20 protein-coding genes and 1 tRNA gene are annotated in these 25954 nt (G+C 70.4%); 7 read left to right on the top strand and 14 right to left on the bottom strand.

What is annotated here, in order from left to right; all coding sequences use genetic code 11:
• Complete coding sequence (locus ACX9TP_RS21075; RefSeq protein WP_482981515.1) at positions 1–780, bottom strand: 4'-phosphopantetheinyl transferase family protein; 780 nt, start codon at positions 778–780, stop codon at positions 1–3.
• Between the two features lie 85 nt (positions 781–865).
• Between ACX9TP_RS21075 and ACX9TP_RS21070 the strand changes: the two genes are divergently transcribed.
• Complete coding sequence (locus ACX9TP_RS21070) at positions 866–2080, top strand: phosphatase domain-containing protein (RefSeq protein ID WP_482981514.1); 1215 nt, start codon at positions 866–868, stop codon at positions 2078–2080.
• Here ACX9TP_RS21070 and ACX9TP_RS21065 read toward each other — a convergent pair.
• Positions 2049–4802 (bottom strand): galactose oxidase-like domain-containing protein, encoded by a 2754-nt coding sequence (locus tag ACX9TP_RS21065; RefSeq protein WP_482981513.1) that lies wholly within the window; start codon positions 4800–4802, stop codon positions 2049–2051. The genes ACX9TP_RS21070 and ACX9TP_RS21065 overlap by 32 nt on opposite strands.
• Positions 4803–5076: 274 nt before the next feature.
• On the opposite strand from ACX9TP_RS21065, the gene ACX9TP_RS21060 reads away from it, so the two are divergent.
• The 4 genes from ACX9TP_RS21060 (at position 5077) to ACX9TP_RS21045 (ending at position 9389) form a co-directional block, all read left to right on the top strand.
• Entirely contained in the window at positions 5077–6330 is a 1254-nt protein-coding gene (locus ACX9TP_RS21060) for a glycosyltransferase family 2 protein (RefSeq protein ID WP_482981512.1), read from the top strand.
• Complete coding sequence (locus tag ACX9TP_RS21055) at positions 6327–7427, top strand: hypothetical protein (RefSeq protein ID WP_482981511.1); 1101 nt, start codon at positions 6327–6329, stop codon at positions 7425–7427. Before ACX9TP_RS21060 ends, ACX9TP_RS21055 begins: the two co-directional genes overlap by 4 nt.
• Positions 7428–7458: 31 nt before the next feature.
• Positions 7459–8589, top strand: coding sequence for a hypothetical protein (locus tag ACX9TP_RS21050; protein WP_482981510.1), 1131 nt, complete (start codon positions 7459–7461; stop codon positions 8587–8589).
• Between the two features lie 230 nt (positions 8590–8819).
• On the top strand, positions 8820–9389 hold the full coding sequence (locus ACX9TP_RS21045; RefSeq protein WP_482981509.1) for a hypothetical protein: 570 nt from the start codon (positions 8820–8822) through the stop codon (positions 9387–9389).
• A gap of 182 nt (positions 9390–9571) precedes the next feature.
• Here the strand turns inward: ACX9TP_RS21045 and ACX9TP_RS21040 are convergent, their stop codons facing one another.
• Entirely contained in the window at positions 9572–11188 is a 1617-nt protein-coding gene (locus tag ACX9TP_RS21040) for a Rieske 2Fe-2S domain-containing protein (protein ID WP_482981508.1), read from the bottom strand.
• 280 nt (positions 11189–11468) lie between these two features.
• Positions 11469–12554 carry a carbohydrate-binding protein gene (locus tag ACX9TP_RS21035; RefSeq protein WP_482981507.1) on the bottom strand — a complete coding sequence of 362 codons (1086 nt, stop codon included), beginning with the start codon at positions 12552–12554 and terminating at the stop codon, positions 11469–11471.
• A 352-nt stretch (positions 12555–12906) separates the two neighbouring features.
• Between ACX9TP_RS21035 and ACX9TP_RS21030 the strand changes: the two genes are divergently transcribed.
• Positions 12907–13872 carry a TerC family protein gene (locus tag ACX9TP_RS21030; protein ID WP_482981506.1) on the top strand — a complete coding sequence of 322 codons (966 nt, stop codon included), beginning with the start codon at positions 12907–12909 and terminating at the stop codon, positions 13870–13872.
• An 18-nt stretch (positions 13873–13890) separates the two neighbouring features.
• Here ACX9TP_RS21030 and ACX9TP_RS21025 read toward each other — a convergent pair whose 3' ends face one another.
• The 7 genes from ACX9TP_RS21025 to ACX9TP_RS20995 all read right to left on the bottom strand — a co-directional run bounded on the left by ACX9TP_RS21025 (position 13891) and on the right by ACX9TP_RS20995 (position 20840).
• Positions 13891–14190 (bottom strand): hypothetical protein, encoded by a 300-nt coding sequence (locus tag ACX9TP_RS21025; RefSeq protein ID WP_482981505.1) that lies wholly within the window; start codon positions 14188–14190, stop codon positions 13891–13893.
• Positions 14191–14379: 189 nt separating this feature from the next.
• A tRNA-Val gene (locus ACX9TP_RS21020) sits at positions 14380–14451 on the bottom strand.
• A gap of 90 nt (positions 14452–14541) precedes the next feature.
• Positions 14542–14811 (bottom strand): hypothetical protein, encoded by a 270-nt coding sequence (locus ACX9TP_RS21015; protein ID WP_482981504.1) that lies wholly within the window; start codon positions 14809–14811, stop codon positions 14542–14544.
• A gap of 15 nt (positions 14812–14826) precedes the next feature.
• A complete protein-coding gene (locus ACX9TP_RS21010; RefSeq protein WP_482981503.1) occupies positions 14827–15252 on the bottom strand; it encodes an SCP2 sterol-binding domain-containing protein in 426 nt (141 codons plus the stop codon).
• A 10-nt stretch (positions 15253–15262) separates the two neighbouring features.
• Positions 15263–16879 (bottom strand): Hsp70 family protein, encoded by a 1617-nt coding sequence (locus ACX9TP_RS21005; protein ID WP_482981502.1) that lies wholly within the window; start codon positions 16877–16879, stop codon positions 15263–15265.
• Positions 16880–16970: 91 nt separating this feature from the next.
• Positions 16971–19091, bottom strand: coding sequence for an ATP-dependent helicase (locus tag ACX9TP_RS21000; RefSeq protein WP_482981501.1), 2121 nt, complete (start codon positions 19089–19091; stop codon positions 16971–16973).
• Between the two features lie 54 nt (positions 19092–19145).
• The gene (locus ACX9TP_RS20995) at positions 19146–20840 is read right to left on the bottom strand and encodes a HEAT repeat domain-containing protein (protein WP_482981500.1); all 1695 of its coding nucleotides are present in this window, start codon (positions 20838–20840) and stop codon (positions 19146–19148) included.
• A gap of 135 nt (positions 20841–20975) precedes the next feature.
• On the opposite strand from ACX9TP_RS20995, the gene ACX9TP_RS20990 reads away from it, so the two are divergent.
• Complete coding sequence (locus ACX9TP_RS20990) at positions 20976–21857, top strand: CHAP domain-containing protein (protein ID WP_482981499.1); 882 nt, start codon at positions 20976–20978, stop codon at positions 21855–21857.
• 71 nt (positions 21858–21928) lie between these two features.
• Here the strand turns inward: ACX9TP_RS20990 and ACX9TP_RS20985 are convergent, their stop codons facing one another.
• The 3 genes from ACX9TP_RS20985 to ACX9TP_RS20975 form a co-directional block, all read right to left on the bottom strand.
• Positions 21929–23113, bottom strand: coding sequence for a glycosyltransferase family 2 protein (locus tag ACX9TP_RS20985; protein ID WP_482981498.1), 1185 nt, complete (start codon positions 23111–23113; stop codon positions 21929–21931).
• 168 nt (positions 23114–23281) lie between these two features.
• On the bottom strand, positions 23282–25420 hold the full coding sequence (locus ACX9TP_RS20980) for a hypothetical protein (protein WP_482982378.1): 2139 nt from the start codon (positions 25418–25420) through the stop codon (positions 23282–23284).
• A 114-nt stretch (positions 25421–25534) separates the two neighbouring features.
• Positions 25535–25951, bottom strand: coding sequence for a ComEA family DNA-binding protein (locus tag ACX9TP_RS20975; protein ID WP_482981497.1), 417 nt, complete (start codon positions 25949–25951; stop codon positions 25535–25537).
• Positions 25952–25954 lie beyond the last annotated feature (3 nt).

Here is a 25954-nt window from a genome sequence, read left to right as displayed (position 1 = left end):
CTACGCCGCCTGGTAGCGGGGCGGCGTGGTGTCCCCGGCCAGCGGCACCGTGAATTGCCAGCGCACGCTCAGCGGCAGGCCCCGCGCCCGCCGCAGGGCCACCGCCGCCTGGTGCCGCTCGGACGGCTTGAGCTGGACGAACTGCCACGCCTCCGGCTCGTCCCGCATCCGTGCATCGAAGGAGATGCGCGGCGCCTGCCCCGGCTCCAGGTGGAAGGCGAACTGCTCCAGCGGGAGCGACAGCCCGGCCCCGCGCGCCTTGATGTAGGCCTCCTTCAGCGTCCAGTACTCGAAGAAGCGCTCGCGGTGGCGCTCCTTGGGCAGGCCGCGCAGCGTGGCCACCTCGGTGGGCGCGAAGTAGTGGTCGGCGATTTCCACCGTCTCCCCTTCCCGCTGGGCGTCCTCCACATCCGCGCCCAGCTCCGCACCCGTCCCCACCGCCACCAGGGCCATGCCGTCGGTGTGGGAGAGGTTGAAGCGCAGCTTCGTGCCCCACTCGCCCTGCACTTCCGGCCGCCCGTACGCGTTGGTCGCGAAGGTCCACGCGGCCGGCGCCACCGGCGCGTAGCGTGAGAGCGTCAGCCGCACCAGCGCGTGACTCACCAGGTACTGCCGCTGGTGCCGCTCGAAGCGGAAGCGGCGCTGCTTCTCGCGCTCCCTCGCATCCAGCAGTCCCCAGTAGGCATCCAGCAGCTGCCGGTCATCGATGCGCTCCGGCTCGACAATCCACACGTGGACCTCGTCCGGGCGCAGCTCCAGGAGGTTCGAGACAGTCGACATGCCCTACCTCTACCACGCCGTCAGGCGGCCCGCGTAGGCTGGGGGTTGGCTCGGGGCACCGCTCGCCGGGCCGGGGGGAAGAACCATGGACCTGACTGCCGCGACGAAGAAGCTGGAGACGCTGCGCACCCTCATGGCCGGCCACACCGACACGGCCGAGGAGCGCCGCATCCTGGAGCTGCTCACCGGGGCCACCGCCGCGGAGCTCAACTTCCTGCTGAGCAACCTGGACCTGGAAGCGCTCCTCGGTGACATGGACGACCGCGTCATCGGCCCGGACAACCAGACCGCCCTGCTGGAGCTCCTGTGCGTCCAGCGGGCCTCCGAGCTGTCCCTTCCCGCGCGCGCCAGCCTGGTGACGGCGCTCCAGGCGGGCGCCACCCACCTGGAGGCCGAGCGCCGCGTCCGTGACTTGTTCCTCGGGCTGCGCGGCCGCGAGCTGACGGCCTTCAAGAACCTGCTCGACGCGGGCGGCAACCACCAGGATTTGGAGAAGCTCCTCTTCGACGACGTGGACGACCCGGGCGTGCGCGAGGAAATCCTCACCCACATCCGCCGCGAGGCGGAGGCCACGCCCAGCGGGGAGAACAAGGTCCTCAGCGACATCGACGACACCTTCTACGCGAACCTCAAGGACAAGCGGTACCCGTCGAAGACGGTGTACCCGGGCGTGCTCGGCTTCTACGCCGAGCTGGACCGGGGCCCCGGCATCATCGCCGGCCGCGACGGCGACCTCACCTTCGTCACCGCGCGCCCCATGGACGCGCTGGGCGTGGTGGAGAACATGACGCTGGACACCCTGCGCGAGCGCGGCGTGCCTCCGCCCGCCGTGCTCTCCGGCAGCTTCGCCCACCTCGTGGGCAACTCGCGCATCGCCGACAAGAAGTTCGACAACTTCCAGCGCTACCTGCGCGTCTTCCCCGAGTACGGCTTCGTCTTCGTGGGCGACAGCGGCCAGGGCGACGTGGAGTTCGGAGACCGGATGCTCGCGGCGGCTCCGAACGCGGTGCACGCCGTGTTCATCCACGACGTGGTGGACACCCCGGAGGCCACGCGCCAGGCCTGGCGGGCGAAGCGCATCTACTTCTTCGACACCTACGTGGGCGCCGCGGTGGAGGCCTTCCAGGTGGGCGTCATCTCCCGGGACGGCGTGGCGCGCATCGCCCGCGCCGCCCAGGAGTCCATCGCCGGCATCGCCTTCACCACGCCCGGCCAGCGCGAGGCCCGGCTGCTCGAGCTGGAGCGGGACCTGAAGCGCGCGGCGGCCATCACCGCTCCTGCGGTGGCGACAGCCCGCTGATTCCCAGCTCCAGCGACAGGTCGAAGGACAGGTCGGGCGAGGTGGCGCCCACCTGCTTCACCATGACGGCGACGGTGTTCTCCCCCTGCACGAAGACGCCCGGCGCCAGCGCCACCGTGGCGCTGGCGTTGTCCGAGCCCGCGTTGGCGTACTTCGCGTGCGCGGTGGCATTTGCATCCACGTTGCGGTAGAGGACCGGCGCTCCGTTGACGTACACCACGATGCCGTCGTCGTAGAGCACGCTCAGCGTGGCGCTCGTCACGGTGCCGGACACGGTGAGCTTCTTGCGGAAGTAGACGCTCGTCTGCGACGGAATGGTGCGCGTGAGCATCGTCGTCTCGTCCCCTTCGCCATAGCCGAGCTGGCCCGCGCCGGACAGCCAGGCGCTGTCGTTGTACCCCGCCGACGTCCACGTCGCCCCCGGGTCCTGCCCGTTGTCGCGGAACCTCCAGGTGGAGCGCCAGGGGATGGGCGTGTCACGTCGCACGGTGGAGATGGAGAAGACGGCGTTGCTCACGTCCACGGGGGCGCCGCCCCCGGCGCGGGACACGCGCACCAGCGCCTGCGTCGTCGGCGGGTTCGGCACCTGCCACGTGTACGCGCCGGTGTTCACCACCCCGGAGGCGATGGGGGCCCAGCTGGCGCCGCCGTCCCGCGACAGGGCCAGGTCCACGGCGGACACGTTGCCGCTGGTGTTCCACCGGAGGGTGGCGGAGGTGCCGACGATGAGCACCTCGCCTCCGTTGGGGGACACCAGCGTGAGCGTGTCCGGCGGGGGCCCGTCGTCGCTCAGCTCCGCCTCCAGGCCCAGCGCGAAGGTGAGGTCGTCGGACGCGCCACTCACCTGCTTCACCATCACCGAGATGACGTTGTCCCCCACCACGAAGGGGGTGCCCGACAGCGGCACCGCGGCCCGCTCGTACTCGTTGCTCACCGACGCCGAGGCATGCGCGCCGAAGTCCACCCCGTTGCCCAGGTTCCTGGTGAAGACGGACACGCCGTTGACCCACACGCCGATGCCGTCGTCGTAGAGCACCTCCAGCTGCGCGCGGGTGACGGGCTTGTCGAGCGTGACGTGCCTGCGGAAGTACACCGAGGGCTGGGCCGGCGACGTGCGTGTCAAGAGCGTGCCCTCGTCACCATCCCCGTAGCCGAGCTGTCCCGCCCCGGACTGCCACGCCGAGTCGTCGTAGTCCCGGTGCCGCCAGCCCGAGCCCGGGTCCACGCCGCGGTCGTCGTACCTCCACTCGTCGCTGAAGGACACGAGGCGCCGCGCCTTCGGCGCCACCGGCGGCACCATCACCACCTTCCCCACCGAGGGCACGCCCCGGTCGTCCACGAGGAAGAGCAGGTACGGCCCCGGCGGCGCGTCCACGTTGGTGGCGGGCGCGGTGACGGTGAGCCCGCCCGCCGTCGCGGTGAAGCCCAGGGTGAGGAAGCGCTGTCCCTGGTCCATGGCGTGCGTGGGCGCCCCCAGGCCGATGAGCGTCACCTTGCGGATGGACGCCGCCTGCGGTGTGGAGACGCTGAAGCGCTTGCCCGGCTCGACGAGGCCCGGCGCCGAGGTGAGCGTGGGACGCGCGCCCTTGAAGAGGTAGGGCGGCGAGAAGACCTCCATGGTGCGCACGTTGCGGCCGCCGCCGTGCAGCACGCGCCCGTCCGGCAAGAGCAGCGTCGTGGCGTGGTAGCCGTGGAAGTCGCTCGCGGAGGCCAGCTTCGTCCACTTGTCCAGCGCGGGGTTGTAGACCTCCGCGTACTTCACCGCGCCGGACGCGGTGTTGAAGCCGCTGGCGCTGGTGCCCCCGGTGACGAGCACCGTGCCGTCGGGGAGCATGGTGGCGTTGCCCTGCCGCCGGGGCAGCGACATGGACGCGGTGTAGCGCCACACGGGCTTCGGCTGGTTGAGGTCGATGATTTCCGCGGTGGCCGTGGGCGGGTCGCCGCCGCCGAGAATCATCACCTTCCCGTCGAAGTACACCGCCGGGCCGTAGCTGCGGCCCCCGAAGAGGCTGCGGCCGTACTCCCACCAGGTGCCCGTGCCGTGCCAGTCCAGGAACATCGTGGTGCGCCGCGGGGACGCGAAGAAGAGCTTGCCGTTGGGCGCCACGAACATGCGCGGGTAGTAGGGCAAATCCCTCACCGCGGTGGACAGGTCTCGCAGCGTGTGCGCGGCGCCGCTGTCCGGGCCGCCCGGTTGGTACACCTGCACGAGCTGGTTGTTCATCCCCGACCCGTGCGTCTCACCGGCGAGGATGGCCACGTCCCCGTTGGGCAGCGTGGTGTTGGTGGGGTACCAGCGGTGGTCGTTCATGTCGGGGCCGCGGGACCACGTGTTGGTGGCCGCGTCGTAGATGCTCGTGTGTGACAGCCCCACGTGCGACTCCGTGTGCCCTCCCGTCACCAGCAGGCGCCCGTCCGCGAGGAACGAGTGTCCGGAGCAGAAGATGTTGTAGTCGGGCGCCGGTGCCTGCGTCCGCGTGCCGGTGGCCGGGTCCCACAGCACCGGCGGCCCCTCGCCCTCGTCGAACTCTCCGAAGACGAACACCTTGCCGTTGGGAAGGAGGTTGGCGTGGGTGGCGGAGATGGGCCAGGTGCCCAGGTGCGTCCATTGCCCGACGTCGGAAGGAGCCTGCGCCCGGGCCTCGCCAGTGCTCACCAGCACACACGCCCACAGCCACACCGCGAACCCTCGCAGTGCCCTGAAATCTGATCCTGCTGACATGGCTCCCCCAGGCGACGCGGCCGGAAGTCCGGCGGCAGAACCTGAGCGGCCCGGGGTCCCCCGTCATCCCTGGCGTCAGTCGCAAGCACCGCCGCGAAGTGGACGGATTCGCCGCGGCGGTGTTGCCCACTCTTCATCAGTGGACCTGTACGCATGGGCAGTTGGCGGAGGACGACGGCCCGCCAACCTTCCGGTCGCTCATATCGGGGGCTGCGGAGGCGCGTGCGCCTTCGTTCGGCAGGAGCTCACAGGCGTGACGGGGAGCAGGACCTAGATGGAGCTCTTTCCCATTCATCTGCTGTTCATCGTGGTGTTGATGAACCGCTACATCCTCGGTCCGTTCCTGCGGCGCCTGCGCGGCCAGCAGTTCGACCGGGTGGACGACACGTACCGTCCGCGGGTCGCCATCGTCATTCCCCTCTTCAACGAGGGCAAAGGCATCTTCCATGCCGTCCGCAGCCTCCTGGAGCAGGACTACCCCAGCGAGCTGTTGCAGATCGTCGTGGTGGATGACTGCTCCAAGGACGACAGCTTCGCCTGGGCGCTGAAGGCCGCCGAGGGGCACCCGAACGTCATCGTGCTGCGCAACCCGGAGAACATGGGCAAGCGCAAGGGCATCAACCGGGGCGTGAAGGCCGCCGTCGACGCGGAAATCATCGTGTCGGTGGACTCGGACGTCATCGTCGACAAGGCGGCCGTGCGCCAGCTGGTGCGCCGCTTCACCAGTCCGCGCATCGCCGCCGTGGGTGGCCGCACCTACGTGACGAACCGTCATCAGAACTGGTTGACGCGGATGATCGAGGTCAAGTTCCACTTCGCCCAGGAGTGGCTGAAGGACCTGGAGCGCAGCTTCCGGCAGGTGATGTGCCTGACGGGCTGCCTCACCGCGTACCGCCGCCACGTCATGCTGGAGCTGGAGCCCATCCTCGAGGCGCGCTCCATCGCCGGCGTCCCCATCAAGTACGGCGAGGACCGGTTCCTCACGCGGCAGATCGTCAAGGCCAACTACGAGACAGTCTATACGCTGGATGCGTTCTGCTTCACCGCCGCGCCCGCCACGCTGGCGGGGTACTTCTCCCAGCAGCTGCGGTGGCGGCGCTCCAACCTGGTGGACCTGCTGGGCGGCCTGTCCCACGCGTGGCGGCTGCACCCGGTCGTCACCGTCCACTACGTGTCGCAGCTCGCGCTGCTGCTCTCGTACCCGGTGGTCATCATGCACAACGTGCTCAATGGTGAGTTCTGGGACATCCTCGCCTTCCACTTCCTCATCATCGGACTGCTGGGCGTCATCTACCGCTTCGAGACGCGCCACCTGCCGGAGGACCGGCGCGTGCATGGCGCGAGCTTCCTGCCCATGGCGCTGCTGATGCCGGTGACGTACGCGCTCTTCACGCCGCTCGCGCTGCTCACGCTGGACTCCGGGAGCTGGGAGACGCGGGGAAGCCCCAGCTCCGCTCCCGCCACCTCGCCCGCGGACGACCGCGGCGGACTTCCGCCCACCCATGCCGGTGAGGGCTCATCTTCATGAACCAACGCGTCGCCAATCGAATCAACTCCATCGTCGTCTCGGCCTACAAGTTCATGGGCTCGGTGCTGCTGGCGTTGATCATGCTCGGCCTCATCTCGTTCCTCACCGTGCAGGGCTTCTTCCTGGTGAGTCGCGGCTGGGTGTCACCCACCGTGGTGTCGCCCACCGACACGGAAATCCTCACCCTCAGCACCCAGGTGGCGGCGCAGACGTCCGCCCGGGACCACGTGCTGGCGGAGCGGCGCATGGTGGAGGACCGCATCGCGGACACCGAGCGCACCATCGCCGCGGAGCGCTCGTTCCAGCAGCGCTTCCGGGTGGCGCTGAACGGCGAGCGCAACGCGAGGGACCGCGTGTCCAGGCGGCTGTCGGAGCTGCGGCGCGAGTACGGCCTCGCCCGTGAGGAAATCGTCCAGTCCAACCGGGCCTTCTCCGGCCTGACGCGCGTGCGCACGGACGCGCTGTATGGCGCGCGCCTGATGGAGCAGGAGGACAAGCTCACCATAAACCACCACCTGGCGCAGCTCGCGCAGAGCAACCTGTCGCTGGCGCAGAATTCGGTGGACCTGGAGACGAAGCTGGAGTCGCTCCAGCGGGAGATGGCGGGCCTGGCGGCGGTGCAGAAGGGACTGGGCCAGGACTCCTCCCCGGACGGGATGACGACGGACGTGCTGCTGCTGGAGCGCGAGTTCACCCACTCGACGCTGGAGCTGGCCCGCGCCGAGGCCACGCTCAAGAGCCTGAAGCAGGACCTGCAGGCGCTGGACGACGTTGCCCTGCGGTACGAGACGCTGATTGCCTCGCTGCGCGCGTCGCCGTACCTGCGGGCCATCGAGAAGGACCTGACGGTGGCCTTCGTCCCCTATGAGAACCTGGGCCGTGCCGAGCAGGGCACCCCGCTCTACGCCTGCGCGGCGAAGCTGTTCTGGTGTCACGAGGTGGGCGTGGTGGGCAAGGTCCTGGAGGGCGAGGTGTCCCTGAAGCACCCCATCCGTCAGTACATGCTCCGCGGCGTAATGGTGGAAATCCAGCTGTCGGATACGCCCGCCGCGCGGGAGGAATTGCTCCACCTGGGCCGTCCTCCGATGCTGCTCTGATGGCGTCCTCTCCCGGAGGTGGAGACGGTTTATGCGGATGATGCTCACTGGCGGTGCGCTGCTCGCCCTGGCCGCGCGCACCGCGCTGGCGCAGTCGGAGCCTCCGGCGGAGGCGGCGCCCGGGCTGGAAGACCGGGCCGGCGGCTATTGCGAATTCGTGCGCGGCGTGGCGGACGCCGAGGCCGCGCTGGAGCTGCTCCCGGAGGTGTACGGCAGCATCGGCGTGGTGAACGCGGGCGAGGCGAGCGGAGGTGAGGGCTCCAGCGCGCTGGGAGAGCCGAAGCCTCGCGTGACGGCGGGCCTCAGCTACGACTTCATCGGGCTGTACCGGGGCAGCGCCCTGCGCAGGCGCGCGGAAGCCGAGTGCCGGCGTCAGCGCGCCATGGCCATGCTGGAGGCCGCGGTGAACCAGGGCAGCGGGCTGGGCGAGGAGGCCGCGCTGGCGGCCCGTGCCCGCGTGCTCGACGAGGCCCTGCCCCGCGCCGAGGAGCTCGTCACGGCCCTGCGCAACGAGCTGCGCGAGGGCCGGAGCACGCTGGAGGAGCTGAACGCCGTGCAGGTGAGGCTGGACGCCCTGCGTGCGCTGGCGACGAGCACCGCGCTCGCCCGCGAGCGGCTGGCCGGCAGGCCCCGCGTCGCGGAGGGCCAGCGGCTGGAGGCGCTGCTGGAGGAGATGCGCACCGCGGATGACGTGGTGGAGTCGTACTCCGGCGGCCTGCGCCGCTCACAGGCCTGGCGGCTGAGCCTGCGGGGTGGCTACGACAAGGTCTTCGACGTGGAGCAGGGCACGCCCATCTCCGGGCAGCTCATGCTCAGCTACGACCTGGGCCACCTGTTGCAGGGCTCCGCCAACGCACGGGCGCGAGAGGGCCGCCGCCGGGCAACGCTCGAGGAAGTGTCCGGCGTGCCACAGCGGGTCGGCGAGCTGATGGCGGAACTGCGCGCCGTGCAGCGCACCGAGGAGGGCCGCCTGCGCGAGGTGTCCACCCTGGTGACGGACCTGGAGGGCCAGCTGCGCCAGGTGGAGTCCCTGCAGACGCGGGAGATTCGCCGGTTCCGCGACTACCTCCTGCTGGAGCTGACCCGGCTGCGCGCGGAGCAGGCCTACCTGCGCGCCCATGTGGAGTCGCTCGCCACGTTAGTCGGAGCCGGGAAGCCGTGAGACTGCGGCACGTGCTCACGGCCTGTGTCGCCGGGGCCGTGCTGCTGGGGCTCGGCGGTGTGGCGGTGGGTGCGTCGGACGCGAGCCCGGAGGAGGAAGGGCCCGCGCCTTCCGCCCGGGAGTCGGTGTCGCGCCCGTCGGCTCGGGATGCAGGTGCGGAGGCGGGCAGGCCGTCCCCTTCCGCCCGGGCGACAGCGCCCTCGAAGCCGCGCAGGGAGGGAGGCCCGCACATGACAGAGCCCGTCTCGCTGTCCTCGCTGGACGTCACGGAGGGCGAGCTGCGCTCCGGACTGGATGGGCACCTCACCGTCGACGGGCCCCGCATGCGCGCGGTGTTGAAGGGCGTGACGCCCTCCTCGGCCGAGCTGCGCTTCACGGTGCTGGGGCCCACGGTGCGGCAGGTGGCGCTCGCCTCGGGTGAGCAGCGCCAGCAGGTAGGCCTCAAGCTGCGTGCGCTCGACGGCTGCAACCTGGTCTACGTGATGTGGCGCATCGCCCCGAAGCCGGGCGTCGTGGTGAACTACAAGCGCAACCCGGAGCAGCACACCAGCCGGGAGTGCGGCAACGGCGGCTACACCACCGTGCGCCCCGCGCGCCGCGGTGCCGTGGATGCGCCCACGCGGGGAACTCCCCACACGCTGCGGGCCCTGCTCGAAGGCTCCGCGCTGCGCGTCTGGGCGGATGGGCGGCTCGTGTGGGAAGGCGAGCTGCCCGCGGAGGCGCTCGCCGTGGACGGGCCCGTGGGCCTGCGCTCGGACAACGTGCGCGTGGCGCTTCAGCTCTTCAGCCCCGTGCACTGAACTCCGATCCGCCTGGCGGCAGCGGTGGGCGACCGGCCGGGCGCAGGTGAGGTGGCGCACCCAAACCCGGTGCGCTCACCGCTTCGTCGCGTCCGAAGCCTCGCGTCGGGCAACCGGCGGCCCGGTGCCCCCGATTCGCGACGCTGGGGCCAGCCGCTCGCACTGGCCCCCACTCTGCCCCGCTACACGCGCGGCTGGACGTCCGTCACGGGCGCGGCGGCCTTGTCGGACTTCTCCGACTCGCGCTCGGGCACGGGCTCCGCGCAGAGGCTGGAGTTGTTCTGGGTGCAGCGACCTCCGTCCTGCATGTCGAACTGCCAGCGGTGCCGAGGGCACACCAGGTAGCGCCCCTCCTCCACCCAGCCGCCGGCCATGTCCGCGCCCTGGTGCGGGCAGAACCGCTGGATGGAGAAGCGCCTGCCGCCCACGTCCACCTCGGTGCGCTCGCGCTGCGCCTCCGTGGAGCGGATGCCCTCGCAGAACTCGCGCATGTCCTCGATTTCCACGCCGAGGAAGCCGTGAAGCACGGGCTCGTACACGTCCGGGTTGCGGCTGAGGCGCAGCCGGAAGGACAACAGGAAGTCCTCCCAGTTCAGCTTCCGGTCCAGCACGCGCACGATGTCCGCCGCGCTCGCCTTCATGGTGTAGCGCACCGACTCGCGAATCTCCGGCACCACGTCCACCCGCCGGCCCTTGAAGTCCACGCGCAGTAGCTTCTCGGGGGCTTCCGTCAGCTCCACGTACAGCGGCATGCCCACCCGCTCGTGCAAATCCAGCAGGTCCAGCTTGCGCTGCAACTCCACCCGCAGGCGCTCGTGGATTTCGTCCACCTCCTCGCGCAGCATGTTGCGGCGCCGCTCGCGGAAGACGTGCTCCTGCATGGTCGCGTAGTCGCGCAGGTACTGCTCGAAGTTCTCCGGCGTCACGCGCTCCGGCGACAGCGAGACGAACTCCAGCGTCTTCACGTCCAGCACGTCCCCCGGCATGGGCTCCAGATACGACGTCGCGGCCTCCGGCAGCCGCTTCTTCATGTACGCGAAGAGCTGCGTCGCGTTCGGGAAGATGTTCACCTTCTCGAAGTTGAGGTGGAACTGCGTCGGGTCCAGGAAGCACGCCGGGCCCGCCGCGGCGATGTACGCGCGCGGCTGCACCTGCTCGAGCGCGCGGGCCACCGCCTCGAACTTGCTGTCGCGCTTCTTCAGGGAGATGGCCGAGTACGTCTCGGGCGCGTACTCGTAGCAGGTGGGGTGCCAGATGGCCCCGGAGAACTGCGCGGAGAACACGTCGATGGGCCCCTCCTCCGCGACGATTCGCACCATGCGGTCATGGAGCTTGCAGTCGTTGAGGTTGAGGAAGCACTGGTTGTCCCCGCGCACCATCACCGCCGAGTCGCGGTTGGTGCCCTGCTCGGAGACGAAGAGCTTGATGTAGCCGCCCTTGATGGGAATCTCGCGCGCGTCCTCGCAGGCGATGACGCGCTTGCAGCCGTACTTCGCGAAGACGTCCTGCAGCTCCGAGCGGTGGAACTTCGGCACCAGCACCGTGAAGTCCCGCTTCTCCACCGTGGCGAGGAACTCCGGGTCGAAGTGGTCCTTGTGCTCGTGGCTGATGTAGAGGAAGCGCTCCTTGCCCGGGGTCTCCAGCTTCTCGCGCACCAGCGGTGCCAGGTGGTGGTTGCGAGGCAGCTGCATCCACGCCGAGTCGAAGGCGCCCCGCGGGGTGAGCCACGGGTCCATGACGACGATGGCCCCCGCGGTCTCCACCACGAAGCCGGCGTGGCCCAGGAAAGTAATCTGCATGGAGGTCTTCCCTACCCTTCGAACATGAAGCGGGCCGGCGGCGCGCCGCGCCCGGACAGACGGATGCCGGCGGCTGGCGCGTCGGCGCCCGAAGGCTGGGAACCCCACGCCCTACCGGCCACCTGCCCTCCGGTACGATGCGCGCGTCCGCCGGTGGACGCCGCCCGCGTTCAGCGGGAAACACGAAGGGCGCGAAAGGCCTCCGCCCTCCGCGCCCCCGTTGGCTTCACGACACCGGCTCCACCGCCTTCACCGCGGTGAAGGCGGTGCACACCTCTGACTACGGCTGGATTTCACGGACGGACAGCCACTTGAAGTCCACGTCGTTGGCGTTGTCCCAGCGGAACGTGGCGATGGGGCCGCCCCAGGTGATGGGCATGGCACCCACGGCGCCGCCGCAGTGCTGGGCGTCGCCGCCCCAGTCCCCGGCGTCCACCATGTCGTGGACCTTCTTCCAGGTCACCTTGTCGGCGTTCTCGTTGACGTACAGCTCCAGGCGCACGGCCTCCTTGCCGTTGGTCTGGGTGTTGCGCATCACCGCCTTGAAGCCCACCCAGCGGCCCTTGAGCGCCGAGGTGGCGGGCTTGTACGGAGCCTGCTCGTAGGAGACGTGCCACGTCTCCTTCTGCCAGCGGGCGCGGCCGTCGTAGTGCAGGCCGCCCTTGTAGCTGCTGCCCTCGCAGCCGGAGTTGTTGTCGTTGTGCTTGCCGCCGCGCGCATACCAGTCGAAGTTGTCCGAGGTGTCCTGGGCGGCGTTGAGCTTCACGAAGCCCGTCATCTCGATGTTCTTCCAGTCGTTCGGCGCCTGCATGTAGCCACGGCTGGCCATCACATCGCGGTCATACGTGGGAATCTTCGCGGCGCTGTAGCCCGAGGACGTGGAGACACCCATGCGCACCTGGCTGCTCTTCATCTTCCAGGAGCCGTCCGCGTTGCGCGTAATCGTCTGCTGCGGGTCGAAGCGCTTGTCCGCGGTGGGGTTGTCCGCGAGGAACCACTCCTCACCGCCGGCCACGCTCGGGTAGAGCATCGTCACGCCGAACTTGTCCGCGCCCGGCTGGGAGGGAGTCGGGGCGGGCGTCGGCGTGGGGGTGGGCGTCGGAGCGGGGACCGGGTCCGGAGTGGGCGTCGGCGTCGGCACGGGCGTCGGCCTCGGCACGGGCGCGGGCTCGGGAGTCGGCTCCGGAGTGGGCTCGGCCACCGGGGGCTCGGACGGAGTGGGGTTCGGCAGCTGAGGCTGCTCAACGGGCGGCTCGACAGCCCCTGGCGTATTGGTTCCTTCGTTGCCAGGGTTACCGCAGCCGGAGGCAGCAGCCAGCGCGAACAGCGCGCCACACGTCGAAGCGAGAAAACGGTTCCGGATCAATGCTCTGTCCTTCTTCGGGGGTCACGAGAGTGACGGGGCCGCGGGCGCCATCGCGGGCGGCCTTCTCGCCGCGCCCTCGTCCCAGAAGGCCGGAGCTGCCTTCGCGGGGGGGACGGGGACGCCTGGCTGGTCTCGATGACCCGTGACTGTTCAGTCCAACCGGGACGGGTCAGAACCCATCACGCTACTGAACATTTCCCAAGGCATGGCCGGACGCCGGAGCGCTCCTCCTCCTGCTCCTCCAGTGGACAGGCCGGCGCCCGCGCCCCGCACATCCTTCGGTTTTTCCGAAGGAGCGAAGCCAGAATCTCTATTTGTGGAAGATTGGGACGGTCCTTAACTCAGAGTCCCTATGGGAAATCTCGAGAGCGTAGGCAGTCCAGCGCTATGGGGCGGCTTCATCGCGTTCGTCATCGCGATGCTGGCGCTGGACCTGGGCGTGTTCCACCGCAAGGCGCACGTGGTGAAGTTCAAGGAGGCGCTCGGGTGGAGCGCGGTGTGGGTCAGCCTGGCGCTGCTCTTCAGCGCGGGCGTGTGGTGGAAGTTCGGCGCCGAGCCGGGCATGCAGTTCCTCACCGGCTACCTCATCGAGAAGTCGCTCTCCGTCGACAACATCTTCGTCTTCGTCGTCATCTTCTCCGCGCTGCGCATCCCCCCGCTCTACCAGCACCGGGTGCTCTTCTGGGGCATCCTCAGCGCGCTGGTGCTGCGCGCCGTCATGATCTTCGCGGGCGTGGCGATGCTGGAGCGCTTCCACTGGCTCATCTACGTCTTCGGCGCCTTCCTCATCCTCACCGGCGTGAAGCTCTTCCTGCAGCGCAACAAGGAGGAGCACCCGGAGGACGGCTGGCTGATGCGCTTCGCCCGGCGCACCATCCCCTCCACGAGCACCTTCGACGGGCATCACTTCTTCACGAAGGAGAACGCCCGCTGGCTGGCCACGCCGCTCTTCATGGCGCTGCTGCTGGTGGAGGCGTCGGACGTCATCTTCGCGCTCGACTCCATCCCCGCCATCTTCGCCGTGACGAGAGACCCCTTCATCGTCTTCACGTCGAACATCTTCGCCATCCTCGGCCTGCGCTCCATGTTCTTCCTGCTGGCCGGCGCGGTGGAGAAGTTCAGCTACCTGAAGGTGGGCCTGTCGGCGGTGCTCGTCTTCGTCGGCGCGAAGATGGCCGCGGTGGACTTCGTGAAGATTCCTCCCGCGCTCTCGCTGGGCATCATCGCCACCCTGCTGGGCGGCAGCATCGTCGCGTCGCTCATCAAGAGCCGGAATGCCCCGGCCGAGAAGCAGCTGCCCAAGGCGAGCGAGGCCTGAGCCGCCTCGCCCACCGCTTCAGGAGGCGGACGAGGCGCGTGCGTGCGCCACGAAGTCCAGCCAGGCGCGCACCGCCTCCTCGAAGTCCTCCAGGGGCAGGTGCAGCGTGCGCCCTGGAATGGCGTGCTCGGTGCGGATGGTGGCGCGCGCCGGGCTGAACTCCACGCTCCAGCAGTCCCCGGGCACCTCCCAGGTGCCCATGCGGCCCGCGTGCAGCTCGTGAATCAGCGCCAGCAGCCGCTCCGCCGCACCCGAGCCGGGCTGCAGCTCCTCGGAGAGGTAGTCCGCCAGCACGTCGTTGGGAGGCGTGGCTCGCACGAGCACGCTTCCCCGCGGCTCCCATGTGAATCGGAGGTTCCTCGTCGGCACGGACTCAGGGTGACATGCCCCCGGGCGGCGTCACATCCGAGGACGGCGCGACACCTCAAGCAGTGAACATTCCGCGGCCGGAAAACGAAGAGGCCGTGAGCCTTTGGGTTTCCCCTCAGACTCACGGCCTCTTTGAAGTGGGCGCAGCAGGGTTTGAACCTGCGACCCCTGCCGTGTGAAGGCAGTGCTCTACCGCTGAGCTATACGCCCTTGCTGTGTGTCGCTGCCGCGTTCCGCTTCAGCGGCGACGAACGCGGGGGTAAATGCCATCCGCCCGCGCGGGTGTCAACGCAATTTCGACTACAGCGAGTCCAGCTTCTCCTCCAACTCACGCAGGCGGCGCTTGAGTCCTGACAGCTGCTTGCCCACGGCCTTGAACTCGCTGCGGGGCGCGAAGTGGAGGGCCTTCATCAGCTCCTCCTGGCCCCGGTCGAGCGCCTGCTTGCCCCGCTGCACCTTCCCGATGGCGGTGGCGATGGCCATGGCGCGCTTCTCGTCGGCCATGAGCTTCTCCACGGCCTTGCCGGACACGTCCAGCGCCTGCTTCTTCAAGTCATCCCGGATGCCCATGTGGCCCCTCCCCGCTCACGGCTCGTCGATGTACTGCGTCTGCAGCTTCGCGAAGACGCGGTCCGCGATGCCCTTGTACTTCATGCGCTCGATGAGCGGCTGCAGGTCTCCCTTCATGGAGATGCGGCGCTTGAGCACCGCCTCCACGGGGTCCAGCGTGCCCATCAGCAGCTGCTTCCAGACGGTGTACGGCGCGCGCGCCAGGTAGACGGGCTCCAGCTCGTCCAGGTCGTCTGGATCCGCGAGCACCCGGGCCTTTTCAATCCGGCAGTCACCGGGGACGACGTGGACCACGAACGTCTTGGCCAGCTTGCCCGGCTCGGCCTCCACCACGGCCCCGAAGTCGCCCTTCCAGCCCTTGCCGGCCACGGCGCACTCGGGGTCTTCGTTGGTGAGCCGGACGGCCTCGTCCAACCACTCCTTCGACGGGAACTTCGGCATCACGGACTCCCTAGCCCCTCCGGAAGATGCTCCCGATGCGCGACAGGAGCCCCCCGTTGTCGCTGGCGTTGCTCGACGAGGGCCCCTGCTGCGGGTTGCGCGCGGCGGCCTCCTGCAGGGCCCGCTTGAGCTGCTCGGGCGTGTCCCGCGTGGCCAGGTCCACCTTGCGCATCCCGCTGGCCTCCTCCACCGTCACCTGGAGCAGACACTCCTCGGTGAGGCGGAAGTCGATCTTCCGGCCCGCGGCGGCGGAGGGCACGCGCACGGTGCCCAGGTATTCATTGTCCACCAGCAGGTCGCTGTCACCCTGGTAGATGTCCAGCTCGATGAAGGGCGAGCCCGGCTCCTTCGGCGGAGGCAGGCGGAAGCTCTTCACCAGCGGGATGAGCGAGTTCTTCTCGATGATGCGCTTCACGCGGCCGTTGGGCATCGCGTAGCCGATGGGCATGGACAGCGCGTCCAGCAGCGTCACCGCGTCGATGCTGCCCAGCGAGTCGCCCAGCAGCGCCGCGCCCAGCGCCACGCACTCGTCCGGGTGGACGCCCTTGCGCGGGGCCTTGCCGAAGTGCGCTTGAATCTTCTGCTGCACCAGCGGCATGCGGCTCTGGCCGCCGACGAGGATGATCTCGTCGATTTCGGAGCGGGCGATGCCCTTCTCCTCCAGCACGCGGTCGCAGATGTCGAAGGTGCGGTCCACCAGGTCGCCGCTGAGGCTGTTGAGGAACTCGCGCGTCAGGGGGATGCGCAGGTCCAGCGGCTTGCCCTTGCGCTCGTCGATGAAGGGCAGGTCGATGACGACGTTGGGGATGAGCGTCAGGTCGATCTTCGCCGCTTCCGCCGCGTTCTTGATGCGCTGGAGGGCGATGGGGTTCTCCGTGAGGTCGACCTTGTTCTCCTCGCGGAAGCGCTCCAGCACGTACTCCATGATGCGGTTGTCGAAGTCCGTGCCGCCCAGGAAGGTGTCGCCGCCGGTGGCCAGCACCTCGAAGACGTTGCCGGCCAGGTGGAGCACGGACACGTCGAAGGTGCCGCCGCCCAGGTCATAGACGAGGACCTTCTGGTCCAGGCCGCGGTTGAAGCCGTAGGCCAGCGCCGCCGCGGTGGGCTCGTTGACGATGCGCTTCACGTCGAAGCCGGCCAGCCGCCCGGCCTCCTTCACCGCGTTGCGCTGGTTGTCGTTGTAGTAGGCCGGGACGGAGATGACCGCCGCGTCGATGGGACCGCCGAGGAACTGCTCGGCGATGGTCTTCACCTGCCCGAGCACGAAGCTGGAAACCTGGGGCAGCGAGTACAGCTTGCCGCCGAGCATCACCGCCGCGTCCCCGTTGGGGCCCTCGACGATGTCGTAGGGGAAGTACCCCTTCAGCTCCTCCACGGCCTTGGAGTTGTACTTGCGGCCGATGAGCCGCTTGGTCCCCCAGAGCGTGTTCCGGGGGTTGGTGACCATCTGGTCCTTGGCCACCCCGCCCACCACCAGCTCCCCGCGCGACGACAGGGCGACCACGGACGGAAGGGTCAGGTTGCCGCGATCCGTGGGGACGATCTTCGGGATGCGGTTGCGCACGGAGGCCACCAGCGTGTTGGTGGTGCCCAGGTCAATCCCGACGATGCGAGGTCTGTCCGCCATGAAGTTCGGGGGGCGTGGGCCAGTGGAGGCGCGCCTGCCCTCCACTCTCTATCACGTCGCGGTGGCGCGTGCGCGTTTCTGGGCGTCCGGCTCAGGGCTCCCGGTCCGGGTCGCCCGGCGGGGGCTCGGTCGGTCCCCGGGGTAGGACGTCGGGCGCCGCCTCCGGGGGCGGTGCGACTGGCGGCTCCTCCACGGTGGCCAGGACGAGCCGATCATAGGGCGCCTCCTCTCCCACCGGCAGTTCCTCGATGAAGCGCGAGACCCGCAGGAGGATGCGCTCCCCGTCCCGGGGCAGCACTGTCAGGGGGTACACCAGCGCCAGCTCGTCCCGGGCCCGCGTCATGGCGACGTAGAACAGCCGGCGCTCCTCCTCTTCCTCCTCGGGCAGGCGGGAGGCCAGCGACAGGGGGAAGCGGCCGTCCGCCAGCCAGAGGACGAAGACGGCCCGCCATTCCAGCCCCTTGGCCTGGTGGACGGTGGACAGCGTCAGGTACTCGTCCGGGGTGGCCTCTTCCGAGTCGCCCGCCAGGGCCTGGTCGGCGGCGAACTCCGCCACCAGGGCGATTTCGGACAGGAAGCGCGGCAGGTCCTCGAAGCGGGCGGCGAACTCCGCGAGCTGGCGGATGTCCTCCTCCCGCTGCTCCTCGGCGGCGAACTCCGCCTTGAGGTACTCCGCGTACCCACCGGCCAGCACGTCCTCGATCAACACTCCCGGTGTGCGTGCCGCCTCCGGCCGGGTGAGCCGGCCCATCAGGTCGGAGAAGGCCTGGAAGCCCTTCTGGGCCTTGCGCGGCAGGTGGGCGCGGACGTCGGCATGGACCAGCCCTTCCGCCAGGGGAGTCCCCTCCGGGAGCGCACGCAGGGAGGTCCACAGGTGCTCCGTCGTCGCGGGTCCCACCCCGGGTACGCGCCGCACCACCCGCTTGAAGGCGAGCTCATCCGCGGCGTTGTTCACCAGCCGCAGGTGGGCGAGCACGTCCTTGATGTGGGCCTGCTCGAAGAAGCGCACACCGGAGCGCACGCGGAAGGGGATGCCGCGGCGGGCCAGCTCCAGCTGCAGTTCCAGCGAGTGGCTGTGCGCGCGGTAGAGGACGGCCATGGCCTCCAGCGACAGCCCCTCGTCGCGCAGCTCGAGGATGCGCTGGGCCACGAAGGTGGCCTGCTCGGCGGCGTCCTTCGTGGGGACGACGACGGGCATGGCGCCCGGGGGCCGCGCCGCCGTCAGCTCCTTGGGGAACTGGCGCTCGTTGCGGGAGATGGACGCGTTGGCGAGCCGGAGGATTTCGGGGGTGGAGCGGTAGTTGCGCGTGAGCGTGAAGACGGCGCAGCCCGGGTAGCGCTCGGGGAAGCCGATGATGTTGGTGAAGTCCGCGCCGCGGAAGCTGTAGATGGACTGGCAGTCGTCGCCCACCACCGTGAGGTCCTTGCGCTCCCCGGCGAGCAGGTCCACGAGGTCGCCCTGGAGCCGGTTGGTGTCCTGGTACTCGTCCACGAGCACGCAGCGGAAGCGCTCGGTGAGCTGCGCGCGCAGGGCGGGGTGCTGGGTGAGCAGCCGCTTCAGGTGGAGCAGCAGGTCATCGAAGTCCATCAGGTGCATCTGCGCCTTGCGCTGCTGGTAGCGCGCGGCGGTGGCGAGCACCTCGGGGGCCAGGGGGAGGAACTGGGGACGGCGGTCCACCAGCACCTGGGACACGGGCTGCTGGAGGTTGGTGGCCATGGACACCAGGTCCAGCACCAGCTCCGGGCGGGGGAAGCGCTTGTCGCTCTTGAGCTTGCGCTCGGCGATGCACGTCACCATGAGGTCTCGCGCGTCCTCGCGGTCCAGCACGGTGAAGTTGGTGGAGAAGCCCAGCACGCCCGCGTGCTGACGCAGCAGCACGTGCGCGGCGTGGTGGAAGGTGCCGCCGAGGATGCGCTTCACGTCCACGAAGGAGCCGGCCAGCTCCTCCACCCGCCGCGTCATCTCCCGCGCGGCCTTGTTGGTGAAGGTGAGCAGGAGGATGCCCTCCGGGGGCACGCCCCGCTCCAGCATGCGGGCCACGCGGAAGGTGAGCGTGCGCGTCTTGCCGGAGCCCGCGCCGGCGATGACGAGCACCGGCCCCTCCCCCGCCTCCACGGCCGCGAGCTGCTCCTCGTTGAGGAGGGCGGCGTAGTCGATCCGCGAAGACGGCTTCGCCGGGGCGACCTTGAGCGTGTACGTGCGCGTGGCCATGGAGCGGGGAACTCTAACCGCCCCGCCCTTCGCGGACACTTGATCCGGTGCGGATCAGGGCGTGGGCTTCAGGGCCGTCAGCCGGGACGACGCGGCGGCGCGGACCTGGGGGGACGGATCCCGCTCCCTCGCCAGCTCGAGCAGCAGTCGCCCCACCTGCTGGGGCAGCTTCGTGGCCACCGCATCCAGCGCGGCGGTGCGCTCCTTCACCGCGCCCTCCAGCCGCTCGCGCACGTCCTGGTCGGAGCAGGTGCGAGCGCCGGGTGACTGCTCGCGGAGGATCAGCTCGGCGTCCGCCAGCCGGGCCTCGGCCAGCCGCTTCGCCTCCGCCGCCTTGCGCTCGAACTCGCCCAGGTCCTCGGCGAACTCGGGGGTGGACGCACGGGCGCGGGCGATGGCCTCCGCGGCGAAGCGCGCGTTGACGGCCGCCGCGCACAGCTGCCGCACCGAGCCCAGGGGGATGCGTCCCTCGGTGGTGACGGTCTCCTCGTTGGAGACCTCCAGCGACCACAGCGCGAGCTGCCGCGCCGCCACCGCCGCGGAGAAGGCCTGCTTGCGCTCCTCGCGGATCTGCACCCAGCGGCGCAGCACCACCGGGTCCGGCGCGCCGCCGTCGAAGGCGCGCTGGTACTCCGTGGACGCCTGGACGAGGTTGCCGGAAAGGTCCAGCAGCACCGCCACCGGCAGGTACAGCTCCGCGCTCGTGGCCCGCTCGCGCAGCGACTCCAGGCGCGAGGCCACCTCGTACTCCGCCACCGGGCGCGGCAGCGCGGCCAGCACGGTGCGCAGCGACTCCAGGGCGTACTGGCGCACCAGCGGGTTGCGCGCGGAGCGCAGCGCGTCCAGCAGCGGATCCAACGTGCGCACGGAGACGTGCTGGCCCATCTCCTCGGCGGCCTGCCAGCGGTCCAGCGCGTCCGGCGCCACCAGCGCGCGCTTCAGGTCCTCCAGGTCGCGCAGGTAGTGCGCCACGTGCGCGGCCCGGGCCAGCGGCTCGGGGCGCGCCAGGGCGGCGCGCTCGGCGCGGGCCCGGGTGAGGCGCTCGGGGAAGCCGGTCAGCTTCGGCCCCAGGGGGTGCGCCTTCACGCGCGCCTCGGCCTCGTCCACCAGGCCGGAGACGAGCAGCCCCTCCACCTCCAGCTCCAGCAGCAGGACGCGCGCCTCCTCGCGGTGCGCGCCGGCGGGGAAGTCCTTGAGGTACGCGAAGAGCTTCGTCGCGCCGGAGGCCCGGGCCTCCTGGAAGGCCTGGTCGTCCAGCCGCGACTCCACCTCCTGGCGGCGCGGATCATCCGGCGAGGCCTTCAGGTAGTCCGCCAGCTTCCGCGGGTCATGGGTGCTGGCCAGCTCGCGGGCCTCTGCCTCGCCCAGCAGGCGCTTCGCCTCGTCGCGCTGCGCGCCGGCCGGGTGCTCCTGGAAGAACTGCTTCCAGGCGGCCACCGTGCCCGCCTCCTTCGCGGCGTTGAAGCGCAGGCCCTCCAGCAGCGTCTTCGCGGTGCGCGACGGCGGCGCGTCCGGGTACGCCTCCAGGTAGCGCTTGTAGCCAATCACCGTGTGCAGCCGCTTCGCCTCCTCGAACTCCAGCTCCGCCAGCCGCGCCTCGGCGGCGTCGACGTCCGGGTGCGAGGGGTGCTCTCGGAGGAACGTGCGGTACGCCTCCACCGTGTCGGTGCTCGCGGCCCGCTCGTACGGCGAGGGGATGCAGCCGGTGGCCAGCAACAGGACGGCGAGGGCTCGACGGAGGGAGGCCATTCACCCCCAGCAATACCGCACCCACGCTCACCCGGAAACCCGAGCCGTGACGGCTGGTTGCCTGGGTGGGTTTTTTGACGACACGCCCACTCGGGCCGAGCATGCCGCCTCAGGACGCTACAGGGAGGTCGCTCCATGAGGTCGGTTGCGCTGCTGGGAATGCTCGCGGTGATGGCGACGGGCTGCGCCACGACGAGCGCGCCGCTGGAGCCCTGGCTGGACTCCTACACCCTGCGCTACCGCTCCGCCTCCCCGCCCGCCTTCCCGCGCGAGTCGCTCTCCAGCCCCGTCGTCGCCCAGAAGCCGGCGCGCACGCCCGCGCGCGCGACGGCGTCCGCGGGCGGGGCCCGGACGAGTCCGGGGGCCTCCCGCGCTGCGAAGCCGGCGGTGAAGAAGCCCGCCGCCACCCCGGCCCGCGCCACGGCGTCCGCGCGCCCCGCCCCGTCTCAGGGTCCCCGCGAGACGGTGCTCGCCACGGCGCGCGCGCTGGTGGGCAAGTCGCAGGTGGTCCTCGGCGGGCGCAAGTACCCCGCCGACTGCACCGGCCTCATCGAGGGCGTCTATGCCCAGGCCGGCGTCAGCTTCCGCGGCACGCTCAAGCCCGGCGACAACGGCGTCACCGCCCTCTACCGCCACGCCCGCGCGCGCGGCCGCGTGTACACGGAGGGCCGGCCCGTGCCCGGCGACCTCGTGTTCTTCCGCGAGACGTATGACCAGAACCGGGATGGCCGCCGCAACGACGGGCTCACCCACGTGGGAATCGTGGACGCCGTGGACGCCGACGGCACCGTCACCGTCATCCACCGCGTGCGCCGGGGCGTCGTGCGCTACCAGATGAACCTCGCCCGCCCCCACCTGCCGAGGAATCCGAAGACGGGCGAGGTGCTCAACGACTACCTGCGCCACCCCGGCCCCAACCGCGAGCCCGTGCTCACCGGCCAGCTCTTCGCGTCCTTCGGCAGCGTGCTGCCCGCGCCCCCCGCAAAGACAAAGCCGGTGCCGGTGGCGCTCCGCTAGAGCCCCACCGCACCGGCTGTTCCTCTCGTCCCGGGGCCGTGACGCGCAGGCTCCCGGTCGCGGTGCTCAGCTCACGCCCGCGCGGTGCGGTCCCACGCGGCGCGCTGCGTGTTGCGCAGGAAGCGCCAGAAGCCCACGACGATGGCCAGGTTCATGGTCACGAAGTAGTAGGCCACCGAGGCCACCCGCTTCGACGTGCCGCGCTTCAGCACGCCCGTCTTCCCCAGGTAGGCCAGCGCGTAGAACAGCGCCTGCCCGAAGAGGGTGAAGCGGTAGAACATGCTGTCGAGCAGGAACACGTTGGCCAGCAGCGCCACGCCCATCAGCGCGGGCGCGCACCAGCGCAGCAGCTTGTGGGACCAGAACGCGAACGCGGGGAAGCCCGCCGTCGGCAGCAGGAGCCCCGGCACCATGCGCAGGCTCTGGAAGTTGCCCGCCGCGATGCGCGCCCGCCGGCCGAACTCCTTGCCGTAGTCCTCCGTCGTCTCCTCGTGAGCAACGGCGTGCTCCTCGTAGACGACCTTGTAGCCCTTCTCCAGGATGCGCAGCGGAATCACGAAGTCGTCGACGATGGTGGACGGAGGCAGCTCCGTGAACAGGGTGCGCCGGATGGCGTACAGGCCACCGTTGGCCCCCACCACCGCGCCCCGCCGCCCCTCGTACATCTTGATGAGCGACTCGTAGCTCCAGTAGGCGCTCTCCTCGTAGTCCTGCTTCGTCGGATTGTAGAGCTTGAGCTTCCCGCAGACGGCCCCCACCTCCGGGTCGTCGAAGTGGCGCACGAGCCGTTCAATGGCCTCCGGTTCAATCATCGTGTTCGCGTCCGAGAGGACCACGATGTCGCCCTTCGCCATGGGGATGCAGCGGTTGAGCACCGTCGTCTTGCCGGCGCGCGGCGCCGGAGACAGCCGCACCCGCGCGTCCGGGCACTTGCGGACGATGTCATCCGTGCCATCCGACGAGCCGTCCGAGCCGATCACCACCTCGAACTTGTCGGCGGGGTACTGAAGGGCGAGGCTGTTCTCCAGCTTCTGCTGGATGCAGGACGCTTCGTTGTACGCCGCCACCACCAGGCTGACCGAGCTCTTCGGCCCTCCCCTGCGCGCTTCCTGTCGGCCCGCTCCCGCTGCGCCCCGCATCGCCCGGATGTTCTGGGCCACCTGCGCCCCTCCATCCAGTACGAACAGGATGAGTGGGTAGAGAAAGTACGTGTGCGCGAGCAGCACCGCGGCACACCAGAAGAAGACCTCCGCCATCGACCATGCCTCCCGTAACCCAGTCCCCGAACCTGCAGGGGGTCTAGCAAGAGGTATGCCCTGCTCTTTCGCGCGCAATCCGCCCGGAAGGTCTCGGGCTGGCGGTGGATCAGCCCGTGAGGGACTGGACTTTCTCCAGCCCACGGGCGCGACCGGACGGTCGTCGTTTCAGGGCTTGGCTGCGCCCGCGTCGAGCTGCGCGAGCAGCCTGCTCGCCAGCTGATGGTTGGGGTTGAGGGCGAGCACGTCGTCCAGCAGCGAACGAGCCGAGTCCGGATCATTCAGGCGCAGGGCCAGGCGGGCGCCCAGGACGTAGGCGCGCAGCAGGGTGCGGTCCTCCTGGCGCAGCGCCTCCAGCTCCTTGACGACCTCCACCAGCGAGTCCGGCGGCGAGCCGGAGCTGAGCGCGTACTCGGCCCGGGCCAGCGTGCTCCACGTCTTGGACGAGCCCTCCACGTTGCGCAGCCGCTCGGCCAGGGCCAGCGCTTCCGGGGCCACCGTCACGCCGGCATGGATGGCACGCGCCTTCAACCGGGCCACCAGCGCCGGAGCGGGCTCCACCTCGGGCCCCGTGGCCAGGACGGACAGCTGCGCGTACAGCTCCTTGCGCAGCGCTTCCGCCTCGCTCCGGAGCGGGACCTGCGCGGCGGTGAGCTCCGACAGCTCCTTGTCCACCGAGCTCCCATCTCCCGTCTCCTGCCGCTTGCGCCGCAGCTGCTGGAGCCGCTCGGTCTCCGCCTGCAGGTCGGACAGTCGCAGCGACAGGGCCACGGCCAGCTCGGCCTGGGCCTCGATGTACTTCGGGTGCGCGGCGTTCAGGGTGCGCAGGCGCTGGATGGCCTGCTCGCGCGAAGCGGAGTCATCGCGGCGCAGCAGTGCCGCCGCCCGGTCCTTGTCCTCCACCGCCGCCGCCGGCATGTCCGTGTTCCGGTCCCGCCATGCCGGGTAGGCCAGCACGGCCGTCAGCACGAGCCCCACCGCCACGGCCAGTGCAATCCACAGCCGCTCCCGGCCACCGGACGTGCCTCCGGCGTTGAAGGACGTCCCCGCGGAAGAAGACGATGACCGGGTCGCCGCGAGCAGCTCTGGAGGCAGCTCCACCTGGGCGCGGCGCGCGGTGATCCCCGTCCCGGAGACGGGCTCGACGGCCGCGGGCCCCTGCGACGTCGGGCCGAAGGGCAGCAGCGTCTCGGAGCCCACGGGCTCGGGAGGCAGTTCGATGCCGGTGTCCTCTCCGGGAGAAGCGGCCACCGCGCCGAAGAGGTTCGTGCGGCTGGTGGTGGCGCCCTGCCCCGGCGACTCGGGAGATACCGCGCCGAAGGCCTGGGTCGTGCCCACGGGTCCGCGAGCCTCTTCGGGCGGTATCGCCGGCACCGCGCCAAACGCCTGGGTCGTCCCCATGGCGGCATGCGAGCCGCGGGCCGGGAAGATGCCGGAGGTCGACTTCAAGGGGACACCCGACTCGGGGAGCGACACCGGCGCCTGGCCGGTGACGCGCTCCGAGCCGACAGGCGCCTCGTGCGCGGGGACGGCGCCGAACGTCTGCGTCCTCCCGATGGGCGAGGACGCGTCCTGGGCAGGCACCGCGCCGAAGGTCTGCGTCGTGTTGCCGGGAGGCACACCCTGCGCTGGCACCGCACCGAAGGTCTGCGTCGCGTTGCCAGGCGACATCGAGCCCTGCGCGGGCACCGCGCCAAACGTCTGCGTCGCATTGCCCGGCGACGTCGAGCCCTGCGCGGGCACCGCGCCAAACGTCTGCGTCACATTGCCAGGCGACATCGAGCCCTGCGCTGACACCGCGCCAAACGTCTGCGTCGCGTTGCCCGGCGAAGTCGTGCCCTGCGCGGGCACCGCGCCAAACGTCTGCGTCGCGTTGCCCGGTGACGTCGAGCCCTGCGCTGGCACCGCGCCAAACGTCTGCGTCGCATTGCCCGGCGACGTCGAGCCCGTGGCCCTCACGGCCCCGAACGTCTGCGTCGTATTGCCTGGAGCCGCCGTGCCCTGCGCCGGCACCGCCCCGAACGTCCGCGTCACCCCCACGGGGGCGATGGCGGGCGGCGGAGGAACGACGGACGGGCCCGTCCTGTCAGCGCCCTGCACCGCGCCGAAGGTCTGCGTCGTGTTCGGCACCGGCGTGGACGCCGCGCCGTCCGGCCTCGGATGCGGCCCCGAGCCGAAGAGCTGCGTGGACGTCATCGGCGAGCGTCCCGCGCCGAAAATCTGCGTGGAGCTCGTGCCGGAGGCCGCACCGCCCGGTGTCGCCGAAGCGGGCCGCGGGGCCGGAGCCTGTCCGTTGGGAGAGGCCATGAACACATGGCCACAGCGCGTACACTGGACGGACGCGCCTCCCGGGGGGAGCAGGCGGGGGTCGAGCACGTACTGCATGGAGCACTGAGGACAGGAGAGCTGCACGCACCGTGCTTACCACACGGGCCCGGCGTCCGGAGCGGCTCCCAGTGACGTGGCTGCCCGGAGGGTCTGCAACTTGGCAGCACCCACGCCCGGAACGTCATCCACCGCGTCCCAGCTCGCGAAGCCACCACCGTCCTCGCGGGCCTCGACGAGGCGCCGGGCCAGCGACGGCCCCACGCCCGGCAGGAGGGCAAGCTCCTCCTCCGTGGCGGTGTTGAGGTCCAACCTGCGGCCGAGCGCCAGGGCCTGGGCCCCCGACGGCGCGAGCCCCTCCCCGCACGTGGCCACCCCGTCCGCGCCAATCCGCACCGCCTCCGGCGCGCAGTCCAGCGCCGGGGCGGAGTCGGGCCACTGCAGGCGGGCCACGGAGCCCAGCCCCATCACTCCCAGCGCGGCGACGGCGAGCGCCGCGGTGCGGCCCGCCACGGA

The organism is Pyxidicoccus sp. M15 (genome assembly GCF_056858435.1).
The sequence above is the reverse complement of the archived record's forward strand: the minus strand, read 5'-3'. Positions and strand labels throughout refer to the sequence as shown.

Coding starts and splice junctions, on each gene's coding strand:
- ACX9TP_RS21055 (WP_482981511.1), top strand. CDS start 6,327: ATGAACCAACGCGTCGCCAATCGAATCAACTCCATCGTCGTCTCGGCC.
- ACX9TP_RS21015 (WP_482981504.1), bottom strand. CDS start 14,811: ATGGGCATCCGGGATGACTTGAAGAAGCAGGCGCTGGACGTGTCCGGC.
- ACX9TP_RS21045 (WP_482981509.1), top strand. CDS start 8,820: ATGACAGAGCCCGTCTCGCTGTCCTCGCTGGACGTCACGGAGGGCGAG.
- ACX9TP_RS21060 (WP_482981512.1), top strand. CDS start 5,077: ATGGAGCTCTTTCCCATTCATCTGCTGTTCATCGTGGTGTTGATGAAC.
- ACX9TP_RS21065 (WP_482981513.1), bottom strand. CDS start 4,802: ATGTCAGCAGGATCAGATTTCAGGGCACTGCGAGGGTTCGCGGTGTGG.
- ACX9TP_RS21010 (WP_482981503.1), bottom strand. CDS start 15,252: ATGCCGAAGTTCCCGTCGAAGGAGTGGTTGGACGAGGCCGTCCGGCTC.
- ACX9TP_RS20995 (WP_482981500.1), bottom strand. CDS start 20,840: ATGGCCTCCCTCCGTCGAGCCCTCGCCGTCCTGTTGCTGGCCACCGGC.
- ACX9TP_RS20980 (WP_482982378.1), bottom strand. CDS start 25,420: ATGGCCTCTCCCAACGGACAGGCTCCGGCCCCGCGGCCCGCTTCGGCG.
- ACX9TP_RS20985 (WP_482981498.1), bottom strand. CDS start 23,113: ATGGCGGAGGTCTTCTTCTGGTGTGCCGCGGTGCTGCTCGCGCACACG.
- ACX9TP_RS21075 (WP_482981515.1), bottom strand. CDS start 780: ATGTCGACTGTCTCGAACCTCCTGGAGCTGCGCCCGGACGAGGTCCAC.
- ACX9TP_RS21005 (WP_482981502.1), bottom strand. CDS start 16,879: ATGGCGGACAGACCTCGCATCGTCGGGATTGACCTGGGCACCACCAAC.
- ACX9TP_RS20990 (WP_482981499.1), top strand. CDS start 20,976: ATGAGGTCGGTTGCGCTGCTGGGAATGCTCGCGGTGATGGCGACGGGC.
- ACX9TP_RS21050 (WP_482981510.1), top strand. CDS start 7,459: ATGCGGATGATGCTCACTGGCGGTGCGCTGCTCGCCCTGGCCGCGCGC.
- ACX9TP_RS21070 (WP_482981514.1), top strand. CDS start 866: ATGGACCTGACTGCCGCGACGAAGAAGCTGGAGACGCTGCGCACCCTC.
- ACX9TP_RS21030 (WP_482981506.1), top strand. CDS start 12,907: ATGGGAAATCTCGAGAGCGTAGGCAGTCCAGCGCTATGGGGCGGCTTC.
- ACX9TP_RS21040 (WP_482981508.1), bottom strand. CDS start 11,188: ATGCAGATTACTTTCCTGGGCCACGCCGGCTTCGTGGTGGAGACCGCG.
- ACX9TP_RS21000 (WP_482981501.1), bottom strand. CDS start 19,091: ATGGCCACGCGCACGTACACGCTCAAGGTCGCCCCGGCGAAGCCGTCT.